Annotated in this window: 15 protein-coding genes; 5 read left to right on the top strand and 10 right to left on the bottom strand. The window is 46.8% G+C overall.

The window, feature by feature from the left end:
• Positions 1–27 precede the first annotated feature (27 nt).
• Positions 28–366 (bottom strand): P-II family nitrogen regulator, encoded by a 339-nt coding sequence (locus BFC17_RS16305; protein WP_070177542.1) that lies wholly within the window; start codon positions 364–366, stop codon positions 28–30.
• A 241-nt stretch (positions 367–607) separates the two neighbouring features.
• On the opposite strand from BFC17_RS16305, the gene BFC17_RS16300 reads away from it, so the two are divergent.
• The 3 genes from BFC17_RS16300 to BFC17_RS16290 all read left to right on the top strand — a co-directional run bounded on the left by BFC17_RS16300 (position 608) and on the right by BFC17_RS16290 (position 2,732).
• A complete protein-coding gene (locus BFC17_RS16300; RefSeq protein ID WP_070177541.1) occupies positions 608–994 on the top strand; it encodes a hypothetical protein in 387 nt (128 codons plus the stop codon).
• A gap of 22 nt (positions 995–1,016) precedes the next feature.
• Positions 1,017–1,733: a substrate-binding periplasmic protein gene (locus BFC17_RS16295; protein ID WP_070177540.1), complete on the top strand. Its 717-nt coding sequence runs from the start codon at positions 1,017–1,019 to the stop codon at positions 1,731–1,733.
• Between the two features lie 105 nt (positions 1,734–1,838).
• A complete protein-coding gene (locus BFC17_RS16290; RefSeq protein ID WP_070177539.1) occupies positions 1,839–2,732 on the top strand; it encodes a pepsin/retropepsin-like aspartic protease family protein in 894 nt (297 codons plus the stop codon).
• A gap of 49 nt (positions 2,733–2,781) precedes the next feature.
• Here the strand turns inward: BFC17_RS16290 and BFC17_RS16285 are convergent, their stop codons facing one another.
• The 4 genes from BFC17_RS16285 to BFC17_RS16270 form a co-directional block, all read right to left on the bottom strand.
• Entirely contained in the window at positions 2,782–3,444 is a 663-nt protein-coding gene (locus BFC17_RS16285; protein ID WP_217494034.1) for an SDR family oxidoreductase, read from the bottom strand.
• A 169-nt stretch (positions 3,445–3,613) separates the two neighbouring features.
• Entirely contained in the window at positions 3,614–7,585 is a 3,972-nt protein-coding gene (locus BFC17_RS22320) for an ATP-binding protein (RefSeq protein WP_083271785.1), read from the bottom strand.
• Positions 7,586–7,821: 236 nt separating this feature from the next.
• Entirely contained in the window at positions 7,822–9,078 is a 1,257-nt protein-coding gene (locus tag BFC17_RS16275; RefSeq protein ID WP_070177536.1) for a Y-family DNA polymerase, read from the bottom strand.
• On the bottom strand, positions 9,066–9,482 hold the full coding sequence (locus BFC17_RS16270) for a S24 family peptidase (protein WP_070177971.1): 417 nt from the start codon (positions 9,480–9,482) through the stop codon (positions 9,066–9,068). Before BFC17_RS16270 ends, BFC17_RS16275 begins: the two co-directional genes overlap by 13 nt.
• Before the next feature lie 92 nt (positions 9,483–9,574).
• Here BFC17_RS16270 and BFC17_RS16265 point away from each other — a divergent pair, with 92 nt between their 5' ends.
• The gene (locus BFC17_RS16265) at positions 9,575–9,862 is read left to right on the top strand and encodes a YebG family protein (protein WP_070177535.1); all 288 of its coding nucleotides are present in this window, start codon (positions 9,575–9,577) and stop codon (positions 9,860–9,862) included.
• A 78-nt stretch (positions 9,863–9,940) separates the two neighbouring features.
• Here BFC17_RS16265 and BFC17_RS16260 read toward each other — a convergent pair whose 3' ends face one another.
• From BFC17_RS16260 to BFC17_RS16240, 5 genes are all read right to left on the bottom strand, one after another.
• The gene (locus tag BFC17_RS16260; RefSeq protein WP_070177534.1) at positions 9,941–11,521 is read right to left on the bottom strand and encodes a methyl-accepting chemotaxis protein; all 1,581 of its coding nucleotides are present in this window, start codon (positions 11,519–11,521) and stop codon (positions 9,941–9,943) included.
• Positions 11,522–11,745: 224 nt separating this feature from the next.
• Positions 11,746–12,834, bottom strand: coding sequence for a methyl-accepting chemotaxis protein (locus BFC17_RS16255; RefSeq protein ID WP_070177533.1), 1,089 nt, complete (start codon positions 12,832–12,834; stop codon positions 11,746–11,748).
• 94 nt (positions 12,835–12,928) lie between these two features.
• Complete coding sequence (locus BFC17_RS16250; RefSeq protein WP_070177532.1) at positions 12,929–13,930, bottom strand: LacI family DNA-binding transcriptional regulator; 1,002 nt, start codon at positions 13,928–13,930, stop codon at positions 12,929–12,931.
• A gap of 15 nt (positions 13,931–13,945) precedes the next feature.
• Complete coding sequence (locus BFC17_RS16245; protein ID WP_070177531.1) at positions 13,946–15,289, bottom strand: glycoside-pentoside-hexuronide (GPH):cation symporter; 1,344 nt, start codon at positions 15,287–15,289, stop codon at positions 13,946–13,948.
• Positions 15,290–15,305: 16 nt separating this feature from the next.
• Entirely contained in the window at positions 15,306–16,649 is a 1,344-nt protein-coding gene (locus tag BFC17_RS16240; protein WP_070177530.1) for a GH1 family beta-glucosidase, read from the bottom strand.
• Positions 16,650–17,132: 483 nt separating this feature from the next.
• Between BFC17_RS16240 and BFC17_RS16235 the strand changes: the two genes are divergently transcribed.
• The gene (locus BFC17_RS16235; protein WP_070177529.1) at positions 17,133–19,640 is read left to right on the top strand and encodes a glycoside hydrolase family 3 protein; all 2,508 of its coding nucleotides are present in this window, start codon (positions 17,133–17,135) and stop codon (positions 19,638–19,640) included.
• Positions 19,641–19,643: the final 3 nt, after the last annotated feature.

Below are 19,643 nucleotides of genomic sequence, written 5' to 3'. Positions count from 1 at the left end.
GTCCTGTTGTTTCTCAAATGTGTTTTATTAAATCGCGTCGGAATTGGTTTCTGATGTTCTTATTCGTATGACTTTTTCGACATCTGTTATAAATATTTTTCCGTCGCCTACCTTGCCGGTCCTGGCACTCTGGGTAATAGCTTCACAAACACGCTCAACGTCTTCATCGGCTAACACCAGCTCTATCCTGGTTTTGGGTACATAATCGATTTGGTACTCGGCACCGCGATATAATTCGCTGTGGCCTCGCTGTCGCCCAAACCCTTTTACTTCGCTGACGGTAAGGCCATTAATACCAACGTCAGCCAACGCCTGACGTACTTCTTCTATGCGAAATGGTTTTATAATCGCAGTGACTTTTTTCATTATTATTGGCTTCTCTCAGGCAAGGAGAACTGCATTTTCTCTGAAGCGTGGTATTTTTACCACTTTTTTTAACAAATCCTAATTAGTCAAAAGTAGTGTTACCTGACTTGTTGTCTTGCCTTTTCGTCGCAATATATAGCGTTAATTCGGGCTTAACCGTGTAATGATCCCGTTTATTAACGGGCGCTTTGCTGGTTTTTCCAGCCTGTAAGCCCGGCTCAGATTAATAGAGGAAGTGCATATGAAAAAATGGTTTACCGCATTAGCTGTCGTGTCTGTTGGATTGTTATCAGGTTGTACATCGCTACCTTCCGAACAACAAATTAGTGATGCTGACTATGGTCCGTATCCACAAGATTATGAAAACATAGTCAAAACCTATTACGGCTATCATCTGACTCACCCTGACTCTGCAGAATTTGCCAAAATAGAAAAGCCAAAACGCTACTGGTTGGGTAACGAACTCGATGACGTGTATTATGGTTACCTGGTATGCGCAACCCTTAACTACCGCAATATGGTGGGCCGCGACACCGGTTTTAATACGCACGCCCTGTTGATTCATGACGGACTTGTGGTCAAATATGTAGAGGATGCAGAGTGGTGGGGCAAACCACTGTGTAAATAAATTTAAAAGGACATAAAGGATTATGTGGCGCAGTGTCTGGCTAGTTTGCTTTATTTTGATTTCGTTACCGGCTTCAGCAGCTGCGCCAAACCTCAACTCTGCCGTATCCGGCGACTTCCCCGAAGGTTTACAAACCCAGTTTATTCGCTACTTGAGTGCTAAGCTAAACGCTGAAGCCGTTATCTCCACCATGCCCTATGCCCGGCGATTGATAGAACTTGATGATGGCTCACTCGATTTAATGGTAGGCGTATCAACCAGTGCGCCTATTGGCGGGCATACTGTATTAATTTATCCCGCTTACGACTCGCTACAGCTGGGTATTTATGTGTTAAAGGGTAATGAAAACTCGATTAATCAAGCTCAGGATTTGCGCCAGCATATATTAAGTCTGACCCGCTACGCCGACAGCGACGCCGTTTTACAGGATATCCCCGAGTCGCATATTGTACCGGCCCGTTCGCTGGAGCAAAAAATTGAAATGCTGCTGAAAGGCAGACTCGATGCGTTTATTCACGTTGCTCCGAGCACCAACCTGCGACTACAGCAAATGGGGCTCGCAACACAGATTGTGCCCGCCGCCTATCAGCCTTCGCTTGAGCTTAAGCAATATGTGGCTGTCAGCAAAAAGTCGTGGCTGTACCAGCACATCGCAAAACTGGAAAGCATTATCAGTCAGGGCGTGGCGAATGGCGACTTTGCTGCCATTCGCCGTGAGTATTACGCAAAGCCGCGCTAACCGGCGCTTTTCATTCCAATTGTACTCCCTGTATCGACAGCTCGCCCGCGGATAAGTTATGCTAACCACAAGGGACAGAAACTAGCATAATTATAAGGAATAACAATGAAGTACCTCTTTGCTTTGGTTATTTTGCTTACTCCGTTACGCCTGTTTGCCGCCGCAACGCAGTGGGCTGACTTTACGCTAATAAACGGCCATATTTATCTTCCCGTCACCGTGGAAGGTGTCGAAACAAAGGTCATGCTCGACTCCGGAGCGCAAATCCACGCCATCAATAAGGCTTTTATCGGCAAACACAATTTAGCGTTATCCAAAGGGTCGCTAATGCGGATAAGAGGTGTCAATGGCACAGAAAATCGCACCGCGTATAACAACGTTAACGTGAATCTGTTCGGCGTGGATTTTGAATTAGACAAAGTGGTGGAATTTAGCATGGGCAGACACACCACCGGTATGCTGTTAGGGGCTTCGTTTTTCTATCCATTTATTGTGCAAATTAACTATCCGGATCAAAAAATTCGCCTAATCACCCGCGATTCGGTAGACATGAGTGAAGTGGCTAACGTGCGATCGATGGATGACAGAGGCAGCGGTATGCCCATTGCTGAAATAGAAATTAACGGTAAACCCTTCTGGTTTTTAGTCGATACCGGCAGTAACGCTGGCATTTTGATGGAGCGACGTTATGCCGCTCAGGCAGGTTTATTAGATGAGGTAGATGGTTCAACAATCACCAGAGGAGTAAACCGCGCCGCAGTACAGGATTATGCAACTGCGAAAACCGTTCAATTTGGTCCTTTTGAAATCACCGATGTAAAAGTGCTGTTTCCGGCAGAAGGGGAAACATCCAATTTAGAAAATCAGTTTTCTGCGACAGGCACCCGCATAAAGGGTAAGAAAGTGGTAGGCATACTCGGCTATGGGTTATTTAAGCATTTCTTACTCACCCTGGATTACAAACCTGGCAAACTACACGTTGATTTACCACCAGAATAATAAAACCGTCGACGCCGGGCTTTACCGGCGTTACATTTAATAAACAGCGTTACCAGGGTAACCGGTCCCCGTTGCTGTGCCAAAAACCACCGTTGTTCTCCAGATTCAAAGCATCCAGCCGCGCCTGAATACCAGCAGCAGCCTCTTCTGGTTCAATCAGTCCGTTAAAGTTAACCATGTCAGTGTTGACCCACCCTGGGTGCAGAAGCGCCACTGCCACGCCTTGGTCTTTTAAATCAATCGCTAGTGACTTACCCGCCGCATTGAGCGCTGTTTTTGACATGCGGTAACCATAACTGCCACCAGAATCGTTATCCTCGATAGAGCCCATACGGCTGGTGACCAAGCCGATTTTGCTTCCTTCAACCAGATTGTCTCTTAAGGCTGCTACCACCAGCAGCGGCGCAAGGGCGTTAACGTTAAATTGATCTTTTATTTGCGCTACATCGAGATTATCCAGGCTGTTTTTACGCATAATGCCGGCATTGTTAATCAAAATATCAATCTTTCTGCCAAGCAGATTTTGTTGCAGCTTTTCAAGCCCCTGCGACTGGCTGACATCAACACCCTCAATGATTTCCGCGCCACTTTGCGTAAGCGCCTCAGATGTTTGACGACAAACCGCAATAACGTTGTCTTTTCGAGCCAGATACGCTTTTGTCAGCGCCAGGCCAATGCCTCGGTTAGCTCCGGTAATTACCACAGTTGACAAAATAAACCTCCATTAGATAACGTCATATACCTGACTATAAAACATGGGGAGAAAGCGTTAATTTAAAAGGGTAATTTACCGATGAATTAGAACAGCCCAACGGAAAAACCGATACACTGCAATGTATTACAGATGATCCACCTGATATCCTAGCTCGTTTCCCCAAGCACTATGATTCTTCTTCGACCACCTGCTCTGCCTGGGTAAAAGACATCTCACTGGGTAAGCAACCGTACACCTGTTTAAAGCTGCGACTGTAGTAAGCCGCAGAACCAAAACCAACCTCGAGTGCGATTTGTGTTATCTGCAAGCCGCTGGCTAACATGGGCATGCTTTTTTCGAGCCGGTACTTTTTCAGAAACATCGTAAAGTTATCAGGTAACAGTTTGGACAACAGGCGATTTAGCTGTCTCTCACTTATTGCCAGACGTAGCGCTGCAGCGCTACGGCTAAAGTGTTCATCTTTGTAGTTTGCTTCAACAATCGACAAGAACTTCATTACAAATTTTCGTTCTTTTTCGTTACTGCAATGTGGCAGAATAGTTTTCACATAGGCTGGCACATTTTCTGAGTGAGCCTGCTCTGGGGCATCTGAGCGACGCAGGTGGGCGAGGCGCGAGAACGTCAGATTACTTTCAATTCTTGACACCAACTCTTCGCGCTCTACGGGTTTTATCAGGTAATCATTTACCGTCGCTTTAAAACTATCCAGTTTGGCAGTGTGATCACTGGTAGCGGTTAAAATCATCACGGGAAGATCAGCAAACTCGGCTTCTTCCCTGAGTTTTTCGGTAAAGGCAATACCAGACATATCCGGCACATTTAACTCACTGATGATAATATCAGGACGCAAAACCGGTATGATCTCCAGCGCTTTGGCACCACTTTGCAGCGCATAGCAGTTGTAGCGCTGCCCCACCAAATCAATCAGGTATTCACTGGCCTCCTGACTCCGCTCAATAACAAGTACTACCGGTAACTCATTGGTTTCATAGCTTGCCCGCTTGTCGGCCACCTGCCGTATGATGGTTTCTGACTCGGCCCCGTTTTCTGCTTCGGTTGCATCCACTGCGGTATTCAGAGGTAAATGTAAAGTTACCTCTGTTCCGCTGTCTTTTTGACTTTTAATTTCGAGCCAGCCTTCATTTGCCAGCACCAGCTCATTGGTAAGATTCAGCCCGATACCAATGCCCGATTTACCATTATGATTAGCGCCATGAGCAAAGCGCGAGATAACAAATTCGAGTTCCTCCTGGCTCATGCCAGGCCCGTTATCACTCACCCTAATATGCATCCTATCCGCATCGGCAGACGCCTTTACTCTGATGGTGCCCCGTGGCTGGGTAAATGTAATGGCGTTTAGCAACAGATTGTTGACCATGGCTTCCAAAGAATCCTGAACTAACAACACGCGGCTTTTTATCTGACACTCATAACTCAGAATTTGCTGCTTTTGGATTGCCTGAGGGCGCAGCGTTTCTACCAGATAATCAAGTGTTTTACCCACACTGTAACTCTGAAGAATCTGGCTGCTGATATGCTCTATCCGCTGCACTGCGGTTAACTGGTCCATCAGCACTCGTAAACGACCAGCATGAGAATACACAGCATCAAGTTTTTGCCGCATTTTAGAAGTCAGGTGGTCGTTACGTAACTCCGCCAATGGGTTAATAATTTGCATTACTGGCTGCTTAATTTCTGCCGCCAGGTTACTGAAAATACGTTCTTTCTTGTTGAGTAATTCAGTTATAGAACGATTACTCTCCATAAGTGCTGACTGCTTCTGTTGAATAATCTCCGCCAGCATTAGGCTTTTCAGTGCCAGATGTCTTTTTATCAGTAAAATTACCAGCCAAATAGCCAACCCTACCGCTACCAGATAGAGAATATACGCTTGCCAGGTATACCAAAAAGGCGTGGCAATACTAAATGGATAACGACTTACCGGTTGGGTGACTTTACTTTTGCTATCAACCACACGCACCTGAAAATCAAACTGGCCAAAATCCAATCCGGAGTAAGCCACAGTTCCCATGTTATCAGGCAAGGATTGCCATTCTTCATGAAAACCCATAAGCCGGTACTCTAATTTATGCAGGTGAGAATAAAGATAATCTGCGGACGCAAACTCAAAGATGATTTCTTCTGGGGAGGATTTAAGCTCGATTTCACCGTGGGGAGAGAGCATCGCTTCCGTTCCTGCTTCAGGAAGCACTCTAACTTTAAAGATACTAGCTTGAGCCTGGTGATTTCTTCTGCGTTCAACAAAAGCCTTCACCCGATGAGTGTCTATGAGATAGGAAAGCTGATCTCCAACCAATATAAATTTTTGACGATTGAGAGGAAATATCCCCTGATAATTAAAATCGATATCTATAACACCATCGCTGTTATCAAATTCAAAAATCTCTCCTTCATCAATTAACACCAAACCTTTATTAGTGGCCAACCAATGACTCCCTTCTCGATCAATGAAACCAGCTCTGATAAATCGGGGAGATTCTATTCCTGTATATGCATCTGATAGTTTCTTTGATTTAAGATCCATTTGTTTCATACCTTTCCCGGAGGTACAAAAATAAATACTGCTCGCATTAGCATACATACAATAGACATATACACCGCCAAGCTCCGCTAATTCATGCTTAACCCATACTCCCTTTGCTTCCATTAAGTAAAGTGAATTATGCCTATCAAGAATAGCTACAGGAATTTCACCTGAACTCAATAGAAATCGAATATCTTTGGGCGCATTAACATATTGAACCAATCGATTATCGGTAAGAGTAGCCAAACCAGAATGAGTTGAAGTTTGATAGTATATGTATAGCTTGTCATCTCGTACAAAATGGTGTTTTGTTAGGAATGGACATAATCCATTTGGATCACCTATTTGGGTTTCAACATCCGAGGTTCCTGAAAACGTTCTGACTTTACAAAGAGAGGGTTCGAATATGGTTTGAGCGTTGACCTGGATAACCTTTGGATCAATTGTTAGGCCGGGCTTACTGGTCAGTTTCGCTGAATCATAGTCCAACGAAAGCCATCGTTCAGAAGTCATAACGAGGGATTCTCCTTGTCCAACATTCACCGCTGAATAAATGTCTTTTCTAAAAGGAAAGCTCGTCTCATGTAAATAATTTACTGCCGGAGCCTCGGGCTCAAGAGCAGTTAATCCCAACTGTGTCGACGCTACCAGAAGCTGGCCATTGTCAAGCTGGTGTACCGCTTGAACAGCCCTGATTTGATCAAAGCTGTAACGTGGTTTTCCGAAAGTTAACTCGTTTAATGTCGCATCAAGCTCATTCAATAGAAGTAAGCCTCCCGCTGCGACCCAGATTCTCCCATCTCTGTCTTTAATTATGCTCTCAACTTCTTTGTGTTTATCACCGGATAGCGCATTAGAGAAAAACTTCCAGGACTTACCTTTCAATCGATACAATCCGCCGACGCCACCAACGTATAGCTCATCGTCGATAGCCTTTACAAAAGTTATTAGCGAAAGTAAGGGAAAATGTTCAGATCGTTTTAGGACGGACTTTTCGTTGCCTGCATAATCTAAGAATAAAAGGTTATTGTCTTCAGAGGCGACTATTTGATTTTGATACTCTGTTAAAGCAAATATACCTCTCATTGACCTCCCATCATTGAAAGTCTCTATTATTCGTAAGGGGTCATTAGTGAAGGGGAGTACCACTATCTTGGAAATAGTGCTAACAAATAGAGCATTTTGGGTTGAAATAACAGTCCAAGCTTTTTTCGCCAGAATTGGAGGTAAGTCAAGCCGGGAAAATTTATCTTCAGATAGTGAGTATTTAAAAACGCCATTACCAAATTCTGTAATGTAGAGAGTGTCTTGCTGAGGGTATATATCAGTTATGTAACCTTCGCCAAGAGGGCTATTTAAGTGCGAATACTGCTTAGCATTATCGCCTATTACCCTGAAGAGACCGTTTTCAGCTCCGATGAAAACAGCATGATCAATAGATACAATGTCTCTTATTATACCTGTCGCTTCACCATCAAACTTTTGTTTGCCCATCCATGTAGGTTCTACAGAATAAGCACTTCCACTGCATAATAACCAAATAAGGACCACTGCGACCATAGTCCCAATAGTATACATCCCTGTCTCTTTCATCAGCGTGTCTCCAACTTTATTGGTTTAGCTTTATTACCTCTTCTTGACCTAATTAAAAGCGAGTGACCTAAAATGAATATAGTACAAAATTCAACCAAACACGAGATTTCACCAGAAGATTGTTTAATGGTACAAGGGGGGACGTATGGACCTTGGTGTTATCAGGAAGTACAGCTCTGTGCTAAAGCAATGTCTGAGCAAAAGGCGGAACAAGCTGAAAAGCCAAGAGAGCCACTCTAACAAACCACCTTTGGCAGATGCTGCCAGTTGGTAGTGTATTGCGGCGACAGGTATTCGCGTTTCATCCCCCATTCCGGATGAATACCTTTAGCCGCTGCGCCTATGGTCTGACTGCCGTAGCGGCTGTTAATTGCATCCATGCACTGCATGAGTTTGGGGTTGTGTGAGAGCTCAGCAAACATATCTCCCTGTTCCTGCTCGGTATCGACTATCTCAATAGCGCCTACACCGCACTTATGTAATTTGATGTTTGCTTTATAAAGTGTGTCACTCGCACTTGAAGCAGCCTGCACCAAGGCTCTGGTGTCGTTGGTCGGCTGGGAAAACCGGTGTTGTACGGCTTTATGGTACTGCTCGGTATCGGCGAAAGGATTGGCGTGGGTAAACAAGGTAAGCAGCTTGGTTTTACTTTGCTGCCGGCGCAGTTTCTCTGCCACTTTTTCTGCATGCCAACACAAACTTTCCCGTAAAAATTGTGCGCTTGTCACTGGCTTGCCAAAGGCTCTGGTGGAATATATCTGCTGCTTTTTGGCTCTTTCCTCGTCCCACTGGATACAGGCGATTCCGTTAAGCTCTCTAACCGTACGTTCAACTTCTACAGAAAACTGCTTACGCAGTGTTTTAGGGTCAAATTGTGCAAGCTGCCACGCATCATTAATGCCCTGATTTCTTAGTCTTACAGCGATTCTTTTACCTATTCCCCAAACATCCTGTACGTCCATCTGCGCCAGAACATGCTTACAAGCCGCAGCGGAGTCCAGTACCGCAATGCCTGATTTATCTCCCAATTTTTTACCCGCAAAACTGGCTACTTTCGCCAGGGTGGGTGTTGGACCTATTCCTACGCCTACGGGTAATCTGAGCTGCTGCCATACATCCTGCTGAATTCTTGTGGCATAAGTATGCCAGTCTTCTGCTGGCCGCCAGCGATCAAAAAACAAGAAACATTCGTCAATCGAGTAAATGTGCTGGTTTGGCGCATAGCGGCCAACAACCTGCATCATCTTGTTTGAAAGATAATCGTACAGTTCGTAATTAGAAGAACGAATGACCGCATTGTGCTGGGCCAGCAGCTTTTTTACCTTGTAATAAGGCCCAAATTTTTTAATTCCCAGTTGTTTAGCGTATTCACACAGTGCACAAATACACCCATCATTATTGGTTAACACCACTACCGGGCGCTGACGAATGGCCGGGTCGAACACTTTTTCTGCCGAGGCATAAAAGCTATTAGCATCCACTAACGCATACATTGGCTTAGCCACCTTACATACCTGTGCATGCGTACCGAACGCACCACAATACCTTCTACCTCGAAGAGATCGCCTTCGCCCAGAGCGTAGGGCTGATGATCAAGGCCCGGCGATAGCAGTACCTGCGCTTTGCGGTCATACAGCTTGCACACAAAATTACCATTTAAATTGGCCACAATAACATCAAGGGAAGTGGGGTGAGCTGCGCGATCCACAATAAGCAAGTCACCATCGAAAATACCTACGCCCGTCATGGAATCGCCTTGAGCCTGACCTATAAACGTTGCGGTGGGATGCTCAATAAGCAGCTCGTCCAGATCCAGAGCCAGCTGTTTATACTCGGCTGCGGGTGACTCAAACCCACTGATACCAGCTTGCGCCGCAACGGGGATAATCTGAAGCATAATTAACTTTACCACGGGTTAAAATTACCTGTTTATTTATACAGTATTTTGCGATAAAGTGGCAAGGAATTTAACAACAGCGGAGTTACACCATGGCTATCACAACACAATATGTGGTTTCTCACAAAGGGGTAGAAAAGTTGGTTACTACCGATAAAAAAGCAGCCGATCAGTACGATAAAATGCTCGATGTAGCAGATAACCTGGCGCAATATATTGAGGCAAAAGGCATTAAACTGGACGAGTCTGTTGCCGAAGAACTGTCGATTATGCTGGCAAAAAACAAAGACAACGTGGGCAAACTGCTAAAGGGTACAGATGCCGATTCGATATTGTCGAGTGAAAGCGCCGAAGTGGTTAAGTTACAGGCCAACGGCTAAACGCAGAGCCGGTAAGCTTAGGCAAAGTAAAACAGGTTATCCGCGGTACAGCATAACCTGTTTTGTCCTTGTTTAAGCTTAACCGATTTCTTTTTCGATGTTGAAGCGTTTAATAACGCTGTTAACCTCGGAGATTGTAGAGTGCAAGTGATCACTGGCCTCCAGTGAGCGTTCGGAGCTACGTTGCGTGTCGGCGGCCCCGTCTGCAATTTCTACAATTTGTTGATTAATGTGTTCGGCTACAGCGCTTTGCTCCTCTACCGCTGCCGACATCTCAATGGTCATCTCTGAGATACCGTGTACAGCGGCGTTAATTTCGGATAATGCCTGGCGAGTATCCTGCACAATATTGGCTCCCCGTTCGGCCGACTCCAGACCATTCTTAGACACTTTTACCGCGCGTTCACTGCGAGTAGCAAGCACCTGAATAATGTTGTGGATCCTGTCAGTAGACTCTCGGGTTTTGGAAGCCAGCGCCCGCACTTCATCGGCCACCACAGCAAAGCCCCGCCCTTGTTCTCCGGCCCGGGCAGCTTCGATAGCCGCGTTTAAGGCCAGCAGATTCGTTTGTTCTGCAATCGAAGAGATGATAGAGGCTGCTTCGCCAATATCGCTGGTGCTTTGGTCAAGTTCAGACACGGTTTCTGAAATAGACACAACCACCTCTTTTAACTCGTCTATGGCGGCGGCAGCAGACTGCGCTGTTTTATTACCCGTCTCAACATTCATAGCGGCTGACCGTGCAGTATCGGCATTTTGCTCAACCCGCTCGGCAACTTCCTGAATGGATTGGGACATTTCGGTAACCGCAGATGCAATCTGCTGGGTAGCCTGATTTTGCTGCACTATGGCCGTCGACGTGAGCGCTGCCTGCTCGTGTGTCGTGTTGGCGATATGTTCTAAAGACGATGAAGCGTCTTTGATTCTTGTCAGTGCGGTACGGCTTCTGGCCAGTTCACAGCCCAGCACCAGTTTTGCCCGGGCGGAAGCGCCAAAATCATCAAAGTAGGTTTGCGCCACCACTGCGCTGTCATAAGAATCAGGGCTAAGACTGATAAGTTCTCCCCAGCGCTTTTCGCTAAGATTATGTTGCCACACCGCCATAGCCAGCAGCGCCACAGAAGTAACCACCGTAGGGATTAGTCCGGCGGACAGTCCCAGGTAAACCACTAAGGGGATCCCTACTCCCCAAAAAACACTCAGTTTTTTAGCCATATAGAGATAGATTTCGCTGGCTTTAGCGGCGGATTGGCCGTTGCGAATGCGTTTATAACGCGCACTCGCCCGGGCTATCTCATGCTCCAGTGCAGGCACACGAACAGATTCATAGCCGATGACTTCGTTGTTTTCATACACCGGCGTCACAAATGCAGATACCCAGTAATGATCGCCGTTTTTCCTGCGGTTTTTTACCAATCCCATCCAGATGCGGCCAGACTGCAAGGTTTGCCACATTTCTTTAAATACCCCCTCGGGCATATCCGGATGCCTTACCAGATTATGGTTTTTATTGATTAATTCTTCCCTGTCAAAACCACTCACTTCGATAAATGCATCGTTGCAATAAGTGATAATTCCCCGCTTATCGGTAGAGGAAATCAGCCGGTAATGCTTTGGAAACTTATATTCTTTTTGAGTGACTGGCTGGTTGTTACGCATTGCGCAGGTCTCTCCCTTATTGCTCTTAAACTGGTTTCTATAGCGCACCGCCAAAGCAAAACAACGAATAAAGCAGCGGACAAATGCACTACAACTATTTAGTAAAATAGACCATTAGTCTAACAACCTCCAATAATTCGGAATGAGTTAGAAACTAACAATGTACACAGAATAATGAGTAACGGCATAAAGACGTGGAGTGCCCATTTCAAATAAGGAAGCGTTCAGAAGCTTCCGTTATGAGAAATGTTATCGAGCAGGGTAGTAACTTCCTGACTGGCAGCTTCCATCTCTGTAAGTAAATGCTTGCACTGTGCCAGATCGCCATTTTGACTGGCTGCAATAGCACTCACCCCAGCCTTATGCACTGCTGCGTGAGGACGATCGAGACGTTTAAAGGCATCCAGTCTGCCCATCTCTGTGCTGGCATTTTTGCTGTACCACTTACCCAGACGACAAGAGGTATGGTCGGCAAAATCGCTAACTGACTTAGAAGAACGACCACTAAGCACCGCATAAACCTCTGATTTCCATACCACATGATCAAGTTTTACGGTTTGCACGAAGGTTTGCAGACTGGCTGTACGAATCGCACTTTCCATTAAATCGCAATGCCCTACCATTTGCGCGTAGTTGCCGTCCAATGAGCTGACACCTTCGGCCAGGCGAGCATTATTGGTCTGCAAATCCGCCACCGACGACACGGCTACCTGCGTTGACTGAATGATACTTTTAACCAGTTCAGAAACTTCACTGGCCGACTTATTGGTCTCGTTAGCCAACGAGCGCACCTCATCAGCCACCACGCTGAAACCCCGTCCTGCATCACCAGCACGGGCAGCTTCTATCGCCGCATTAAGCGCCAACAGGTTGGTTTGATCAGAAATGCTGGTAATGGTGGTAACAAACTTATTGATATTATCAGCCGTTTCCGAGAGCCCTTCGATACTCTCACTCATCGCGCTCATCATCGCACTCAGGCCGGTCATGTCGCTTACAATTTGCTTCAGTGACTCACTGGATTCGGTGAACAAGCGTTGATTATTCGACAATTCATCAGCCTGCTGGCTAATACTCTCAAATGAAGTCTGCACCGTTTGTCGGATACCCTCAACCTGGTTTAACGAGTCCAGCACATTTTCAGTCAGGTCAAAGCTATTGCTGCCAGACTGTTGAGATTCGGCCGCCTGAGCGGCAAGCACCCGGTTTTCAGCCTCGAGTAACTCAAGTTGTTGCGTGAGTCGGTTATTTTCTCTTTGTAATGCCGCCACCTCTTTTTGAGCACTGGCATAAGTTGAACTGAGTACAAACAAAGATTTTCTCCCTAAAAATCAAGTAAACCGATAAAGCAACGTTAAATAGTTATATAGAGTCTAAAAACAATCGGCAGATAATCCAGAAACTAAATCAATGCGGACTACTGGTCGTACCTCTAAGGATAAGGCGGGGGGCAAGGATATGCTCAAAATCATGTCTGACATGCCCATAAACTTGTTCTAGTACCCAATGCGCGGCCATGCGACCAATTTTTTGCACGGGGTAATCAATAGTGGTTAAGCCCGGCGATAAGTAACTGGCAAAATCAACGTTATCGAAGCCAATCACAGAGACATCTTCGGGTACCCGGCGGCCCAATTCACGCAGCGCAATCATAGCGCCAGAGGCCATTTCGTCATTGGCACAAGCCACTGCGGTAAACGAGGCACCTTGTTCCACCAGAGTACGAATCCCCTCGGTACCGGAACGGGCCTGAAAGTTACCTTCAAAGGTCAGGTTTTCATCATACCCGATACCCCACTCAGCCAGGGCTTGCTGATGTCCGAGCAGTCGGTTCTTACCATCGTCCTTAAACAGCGAACCGGCAACATAGGCAATTTTGGTATGGCCTATTTCCAGTAAATGACGGGTAGCCAGATAGCCGCCTTTGATATTATCAAGGCTAATACAATGCTCGCCTATCGCCTCAATAAAGCGGTTAACCACAACCAACTGAACGCCCTGCTTAACCAGGTTTACCAGATAATCATCACTCACTGCCTCAACATGCAGGATAAGCGCGTCACAGCGGCGGCTGAGTAAGGCGTCGATCTGCTCTTTTTCGATCTCGGCATCAGAGTGACCAGTGGCAATCAGCATGTGCTTTTTAGCCTGGCGAAGTGCCTGTTCGGTGCCTCCCATCATGGCACCAAAAAACGAGCCATGAAGCTCGGGAACCACATAACCAATGGTATGGGTTTTATTTGACGCTAACGACGCTGCCACCACGTTATGCCGATAGCCTAATTCGGCCATCGCAGCCATTACCAGCTCGCGGGTTTTTTCTTTTACCGTGTCTGGATTATTGATAACCCTGGAAACGGTAGCAGAGGAAACCCCCGCTTTTTCGCTGACTTGTTTAATGGTAACCATGGTGTGTTCGCTATGCTATACAGTGCCGTTTAATTGTTGCCGGTTTTGATTCAAGGCCTGATGCGCCTCGTTTACTTTTTGATTATCAAGCTTATACCAGCGCATCACCAACACTACAAGTAATGACATAGCAGCAGGTAGTAAACAAAACGACAGGGTAATACCGTTACTTACCCGTTCGTCCATCACGTTGGCCTGGTAACCATAAAACGCCAGCAACCACCCGGCCATTGCACTGCCAAGTGCAATACCAAGCTTAATAAAAAAGACAATAGTGGAAAAGGTAATAGCTGTTAGCCGCTTACCCGTTTTAACTTCACCATAATCGGCCACATCGCCCATTTTTGCCCACAGCAGAGGTGAGGTCATTTGTAACAGAAAGCCCCAGACAAAATGCAAACACAAAGCAGCGTACCACTGGCCTGCAGGCAGCAAAAAGTTAATTACGCACACGCCGGCACAGCCAAGTTGAAGGACTTTATAGAGGGTTACCTTGTCGGTGCGTCGCGCCAGAGGATAAGCCAGCGCACTGCCCAGAATTCCCCCAACCATCGCCAACGACACAAACAACGTGACATCATCCGGCCGCTGCATGACATATTTTACATAGTAGATGGCCAGCGCATGCCGTAACACGATGCCCGTTAGCAAAATCACGCTGATAAGACACAATATCCGGCATTGATCATTCTGCCACACAGCGTTTAACTGCTCCCTTACCGGCCACGGTGAATCAGGCGACGGCGTCACTCGTTCCTTGGTTCCGGCAAAACAAATTAAAAACAATATCATGCCCAGAAACCCCATCAGCATCATGGTGTGCTGATAGCCTTTTGCATCGTTACCGTCACCAAACCAGCTCACCATAGGCAAGGTACAAACCGAAACCAGCAGGCCTCCCAGCATGGCAAAAACAAAGCGGTACGACTGTACAGAAACACGCTCCAGGGGATTAGCAGTAATTACCCCGCCCAGCGCAGAATAGGGAATATTAATCGCGGTATACATCAGCATTAACAGCACATAACTGCCAATCGCATAAGCCAGCTTGCCGTTGTAGCTGGTGTCGGGTGTAGTAAAGGCTAATACGCTGATGACTGCGAAGGGAATTGCCATCCATAACAGGTAAGGCCGGTAAGCTCCCCAGCGGGTGCGGGTTTTGTCTGCTAAAGCGCCCATAAGCGGGTCGGTGACCGCATCAATCAGTCGCACCAGTAAGAACAGACTGCCAACCGTGGCCGGATTAAGACCAACCACGTCAGTGTAATAAAACGTGAGAAACAACATAACCGTTTGAAAAACAAAGTTGCTTGCGGTGTCGCCGAGCCCGTAGGCAACTTTCTCTTTTACACTTATCATATTGTTCCCGAACAACTTACAGGGGTTTGTGGCGCTGCGTCAGCCAGTCTTGTAGCATGAGCGCGCTTTGCTTTGGCACGCGCTGCTGGGTTGCAAAATCTACGTAAACTATGCCAAATCGCTTTAAATAGCCTTCTGCCCATTCAAAATTATCGAGCAAACTCCACACAAAATACCCTTTAATCTCCACGCCCTTGTTGATTGCATTAGCAACCGCTTCAAGGTGGCTTTGTAAGTAATCCGCTCTGACCACGTCTTTTATCTGCCCCTGTTGTACCACATCATCACTCGCCATCCCATTCTCAGTAATAAAAAGAGGCGGTAAATCATACTCCTGGTTTAACTGCAGCAGTAAATCATATAAACCTTCGGGATAAATTTCCCAGTTCATCGCGGTTATCTCTACGTCGGGAGCAGGCGGCAGGATCTCAAAGTGACCACCGGGTTGCGCTCTGACCAATGCCCGGGTGTAATAATTCACCCCCAGATAATCCATGGGCGTGGCGATAATAGCCATATCACCGGGGGCTATAAGCGGTTTTTCAGCATCAGGTAAATTTTCCAGTAGCGCCGGATACTGGCCGGTTAAGGCGGGCTTTATGTACCAGTCACTAAAATGCGCCTTGGCTTTTAATGCTGCCTGGCTATCTTCTGTGCTTTTGGATGCAGGATAATAGGTGGTAAAATTAAGCACCAGCCCACTGGGTATATCAGGGCAAACCTCACGCAAAACCTGCATTGCCAGACCATGAGCTAACAGCAAATGATGAGCGGCTTTTTTACCGTACTGCTTACCAATTTTACCCGGCGCGTGTATTCCTATTTCGTAGCCCAGAAAAGCGCTGCAATAGGGTTCATTCAGCGTTGTGTAAGCACTTACTTTATTACCAAAAGCGCGGGCTACAACACCAGCATAGTCGGCAAAGGCATAGGCAGTATGCCGGTTAAGCCAACCGCCTTTATCTTCAAGGTACTGCGGCAACTCCCAGTGATAAAGCGTTACATAAGCCTTAAGACCGCGGCGTTCAAGCTCATCAAGGATCTGAAGATAAAAGGCTAAACCCGATTCATTAATACTGCCATCGGCGCGGATGATACGCGGCCAGCACACCGAAAAACGATAAGCATCAAAGCCCAATTCGTCGATAAGTGCGATGTCCTGTTGCCACAGGTCATAATGGTTACAGGCCTGCATTCCATTAGAACCATCTTTAATAGCCCCGGGAACCCGACAGAATGTGTCCCAGATACAGGGCTCGCGATGCTCGCTCCCACCTTCAATCTGAAAAGATGAAGTTGCCACGCCCATCACAAAGTCAGGCTGACTGAGCACAGAATTAAATGAAAAAAACTTAGTCATGTTAACTTGCCAAACCGTGAGCTAACCACACGCGAGTCAGCATTACCTTACTTAACGCATTTCGAATTCGATTGTAAGCGCTTTCATTTTTTATACAAGTTATTTACAATTATTTTGATCACCGTATCATTTAAAATTCTTCCGAGCTTTAAACATAAAATATTGATTATATTGTATTATTAACATTTATACTGATATAAAATTAATTAAACCCCAAACTGTAAACGCTTTCATTATTAATAGTGAAGTTACTTTCAATTACTCAACATCGCGATAAACCTCCCGCTCAGCACTTAAAATTACGCCATTCCAGGCTAACAAACACGCTTTAAATCTCGAACCACTAGCATTGGTTTACATAAAAATGTAAGCGCTTGCATTTTTAGATAATCCTCTTATACTCTCACAACAAATTATTAACATTCACGCATAAATTAATGCTATGCGACGGTGCCTGCCAGCGCACTAATCCGGAGAATAATAATGAAATCGTTTACGTTGTCGGTCGCAGCCGCTGCAGTGAGCTTATTCACTTTAACAGCATGCAGCACATCACAAACCAAAGAGGTTACCGGCCATAAATCTGTGCCGGATTTTTGGCCGGAGATTCAATCGCCAATCAATGATCAGCAGGAAGTCGAAAAGAAAGTCACGGCGCTGTTGGCTCAGATGACCATCGAACAAAAGGTCGCGCAAATTATTCAGCCAGAAATTCGTGATGTCACAGTAGAAGATATGCGCCGCTATGGTTTTGGCTCATACCTCAATGGCGGTGGGTCTTTTCCCGGCGCCAACAAGCATGCAACCCCGAAAGAATGGATAGCACTGGCTGAGGCCATGTATCAGGCATCGGTAGATGACAGCCTGGATGGCAGCAATATACCCACTATGTGGGGCACCGATGCCGTGCATGGTCACAACAATGTTATTGGTGCGACCTTGTTTCCTCATAACATTGGTCTGGGAGCAATGCGCGACCCAGCACTGGTTGAGAAAATAGCCACCGCAACCGCCCGCGAAGTCAGAGCCACAGGAATAGACTGGATTTTTGCACCCACCGTAGCGGTAGTTCGCGACGATCGCTGGGGACGAACCTACGAAAGTTACTCTGAGGACCCGGCTATCGTCGGCGATTATGCCCGCGCTATTGTTACCGGTTTGCAGGGTGACATCAGTGACGGCAATATTGATGACCAGCACGTTATCTCAACGGTAAAGCACTTTGTTGGGGATGGCGGCACCAACAAGGGTGATGATCAGGGCGATAATCTGGCCAGTGAAAAAGAACTGTTCGACATTCACGCTCAGGGCTATGTGCATGGCCTGAATGCCGGTTCGCAATCTGTAATGGCGTCTTTTAATAGCTGGCATGGCGAGAAAATCCATGGCAGCAAATACCTGCTAACAGATGTGTTAAAAGACAAGATGGGATTCGACGGTTTTGTGGTTGGCGATTGGAATGGTCATGGCCAGATCCCAGGCTGTAGCAACGACAACTGCCCTCAGGCATTACTGGCTGGGCTGGATGTCTATATGGCGCCTACTCCCACCTGGAAGCCCTTATTTGAAAATCTGGTTGCCCAGGTGCAAAGCGGCGAAATCCCCATGGCGCGTCTCGATGATGCGGTCAGCCGCGTACTACGGGTAAAAATTCGGGTAGGCTTGTTTGACCTTCCTTCGCCAGCTAACCGCAGTTTATCCGGCGACACCTCTGTTATTGGTGCTAAAGCACACCGGGATATAGCCCGCGAAGCGGTACGCAAGTCTTTGGTAATGCTTAAGAATAATCAGCAAATTCTGCCGCTCAAACCAGCTGCAAGAGTTCTGGTAGCCGGCGATGCTGCCCATAATATCGGTCAGCAATCTGGCGGCTGGACGATTACCTGGCAGGGTACAGGTAATCAAAACAGTGATTTTCCGGGAGCTACATCCATCTACTCTGGTATTGAGCAAACCGTCAGGGCCGCAGGTGGCAGTGTAGAGCTAAGTGAAAATGGTCAGTACACCACCCAACCCGATGTGGCCATCGTGGTGTTTGGCGAAACGCCTTATGCGGAAGGCAATGGCGATATCGCCAATGTCGAATACCAGCGCGGCGCCAAACAGGATTTAGCTTTGCTTAAATCATTAAAAGCACAGGGGATCCCGGTAGTTTCGGTGTTTATTACTGGCCGTCCACTGTGGATCACACCAGAGTTGAATGCCTCCGATGCGTTTGTTGTGGCCTGGCTACCCGGCTCAGAAGGCGGCGGTGTTGCCGATGTATTGTTTAGCAAGGCAGACGGTACGGTTAATTACCCAATGCATGGCAAATTGTCGTTCTCGTGGCCAGCCGATCCCTATCAGAATCCGGTAAACAAAGGCGATGGCAAGCAGCCTTTGTTCCCATATGGTTACGGCTTAGCCTATGGCGACACAACTTCAGTGGGGATGCTCGACGAAACGGTAAACAGCCAGCTAAATTCTGCTGGCGATGTCCTGCTGTTCCAGCAAAGCGTACAGCAGCCCTGGTCTTTAGTAGCCACTAGCAATGGCAGCCAAAAATCCATGAACAGCAACACGCTATCGGTTAACACGTTAAACATTCGCACGGCGGACCGGCTTGTGCAGGAAGATACGTTACAGATTGATTTTGGTAATGCCGGCGACAGTATTCGTTTTTTCTCGCCATTCCCGGAAGATTTACTCGATTTTGGCTCGGCAGGCAGCGCGCTGGCCTTTGATTTTCAGCAGCAGTCACCTTCCGACATATCCGTTACCATGGAATGCGGCGAAGGGTGCAAAGCTAAACTTAAACTAAATGATTTCATCACTGGTAACGCTGACTGGCAAAAAGTCGTGATCCCCATGTCATGCCTTGTTGAACAAGGCCTGAACCTGCGGGAAATCTATGTGCCGCTGGCGATGACCAGTGGCGCACCAACCACGTTCAGGATCTCTGATATTCGTCTGACCCACACAGATGCAGAGCTAACCTGTCCGGCACATTAACGG

It is taken from the genome of Marisediminitalea lipolytica, from assembly GCF_001758465.1.
In the GTDB taxonomy this organism is placed as follows: Bacteria; Pseudomonadota; Gammaproteobacteria; order Enterobacterales; family Alteromonadaceae; genus Alteromonas; species Alteromonas lipolytica.
This window is presented reverse-complemented; position numbering and strand designations above follow the sequence as displayed.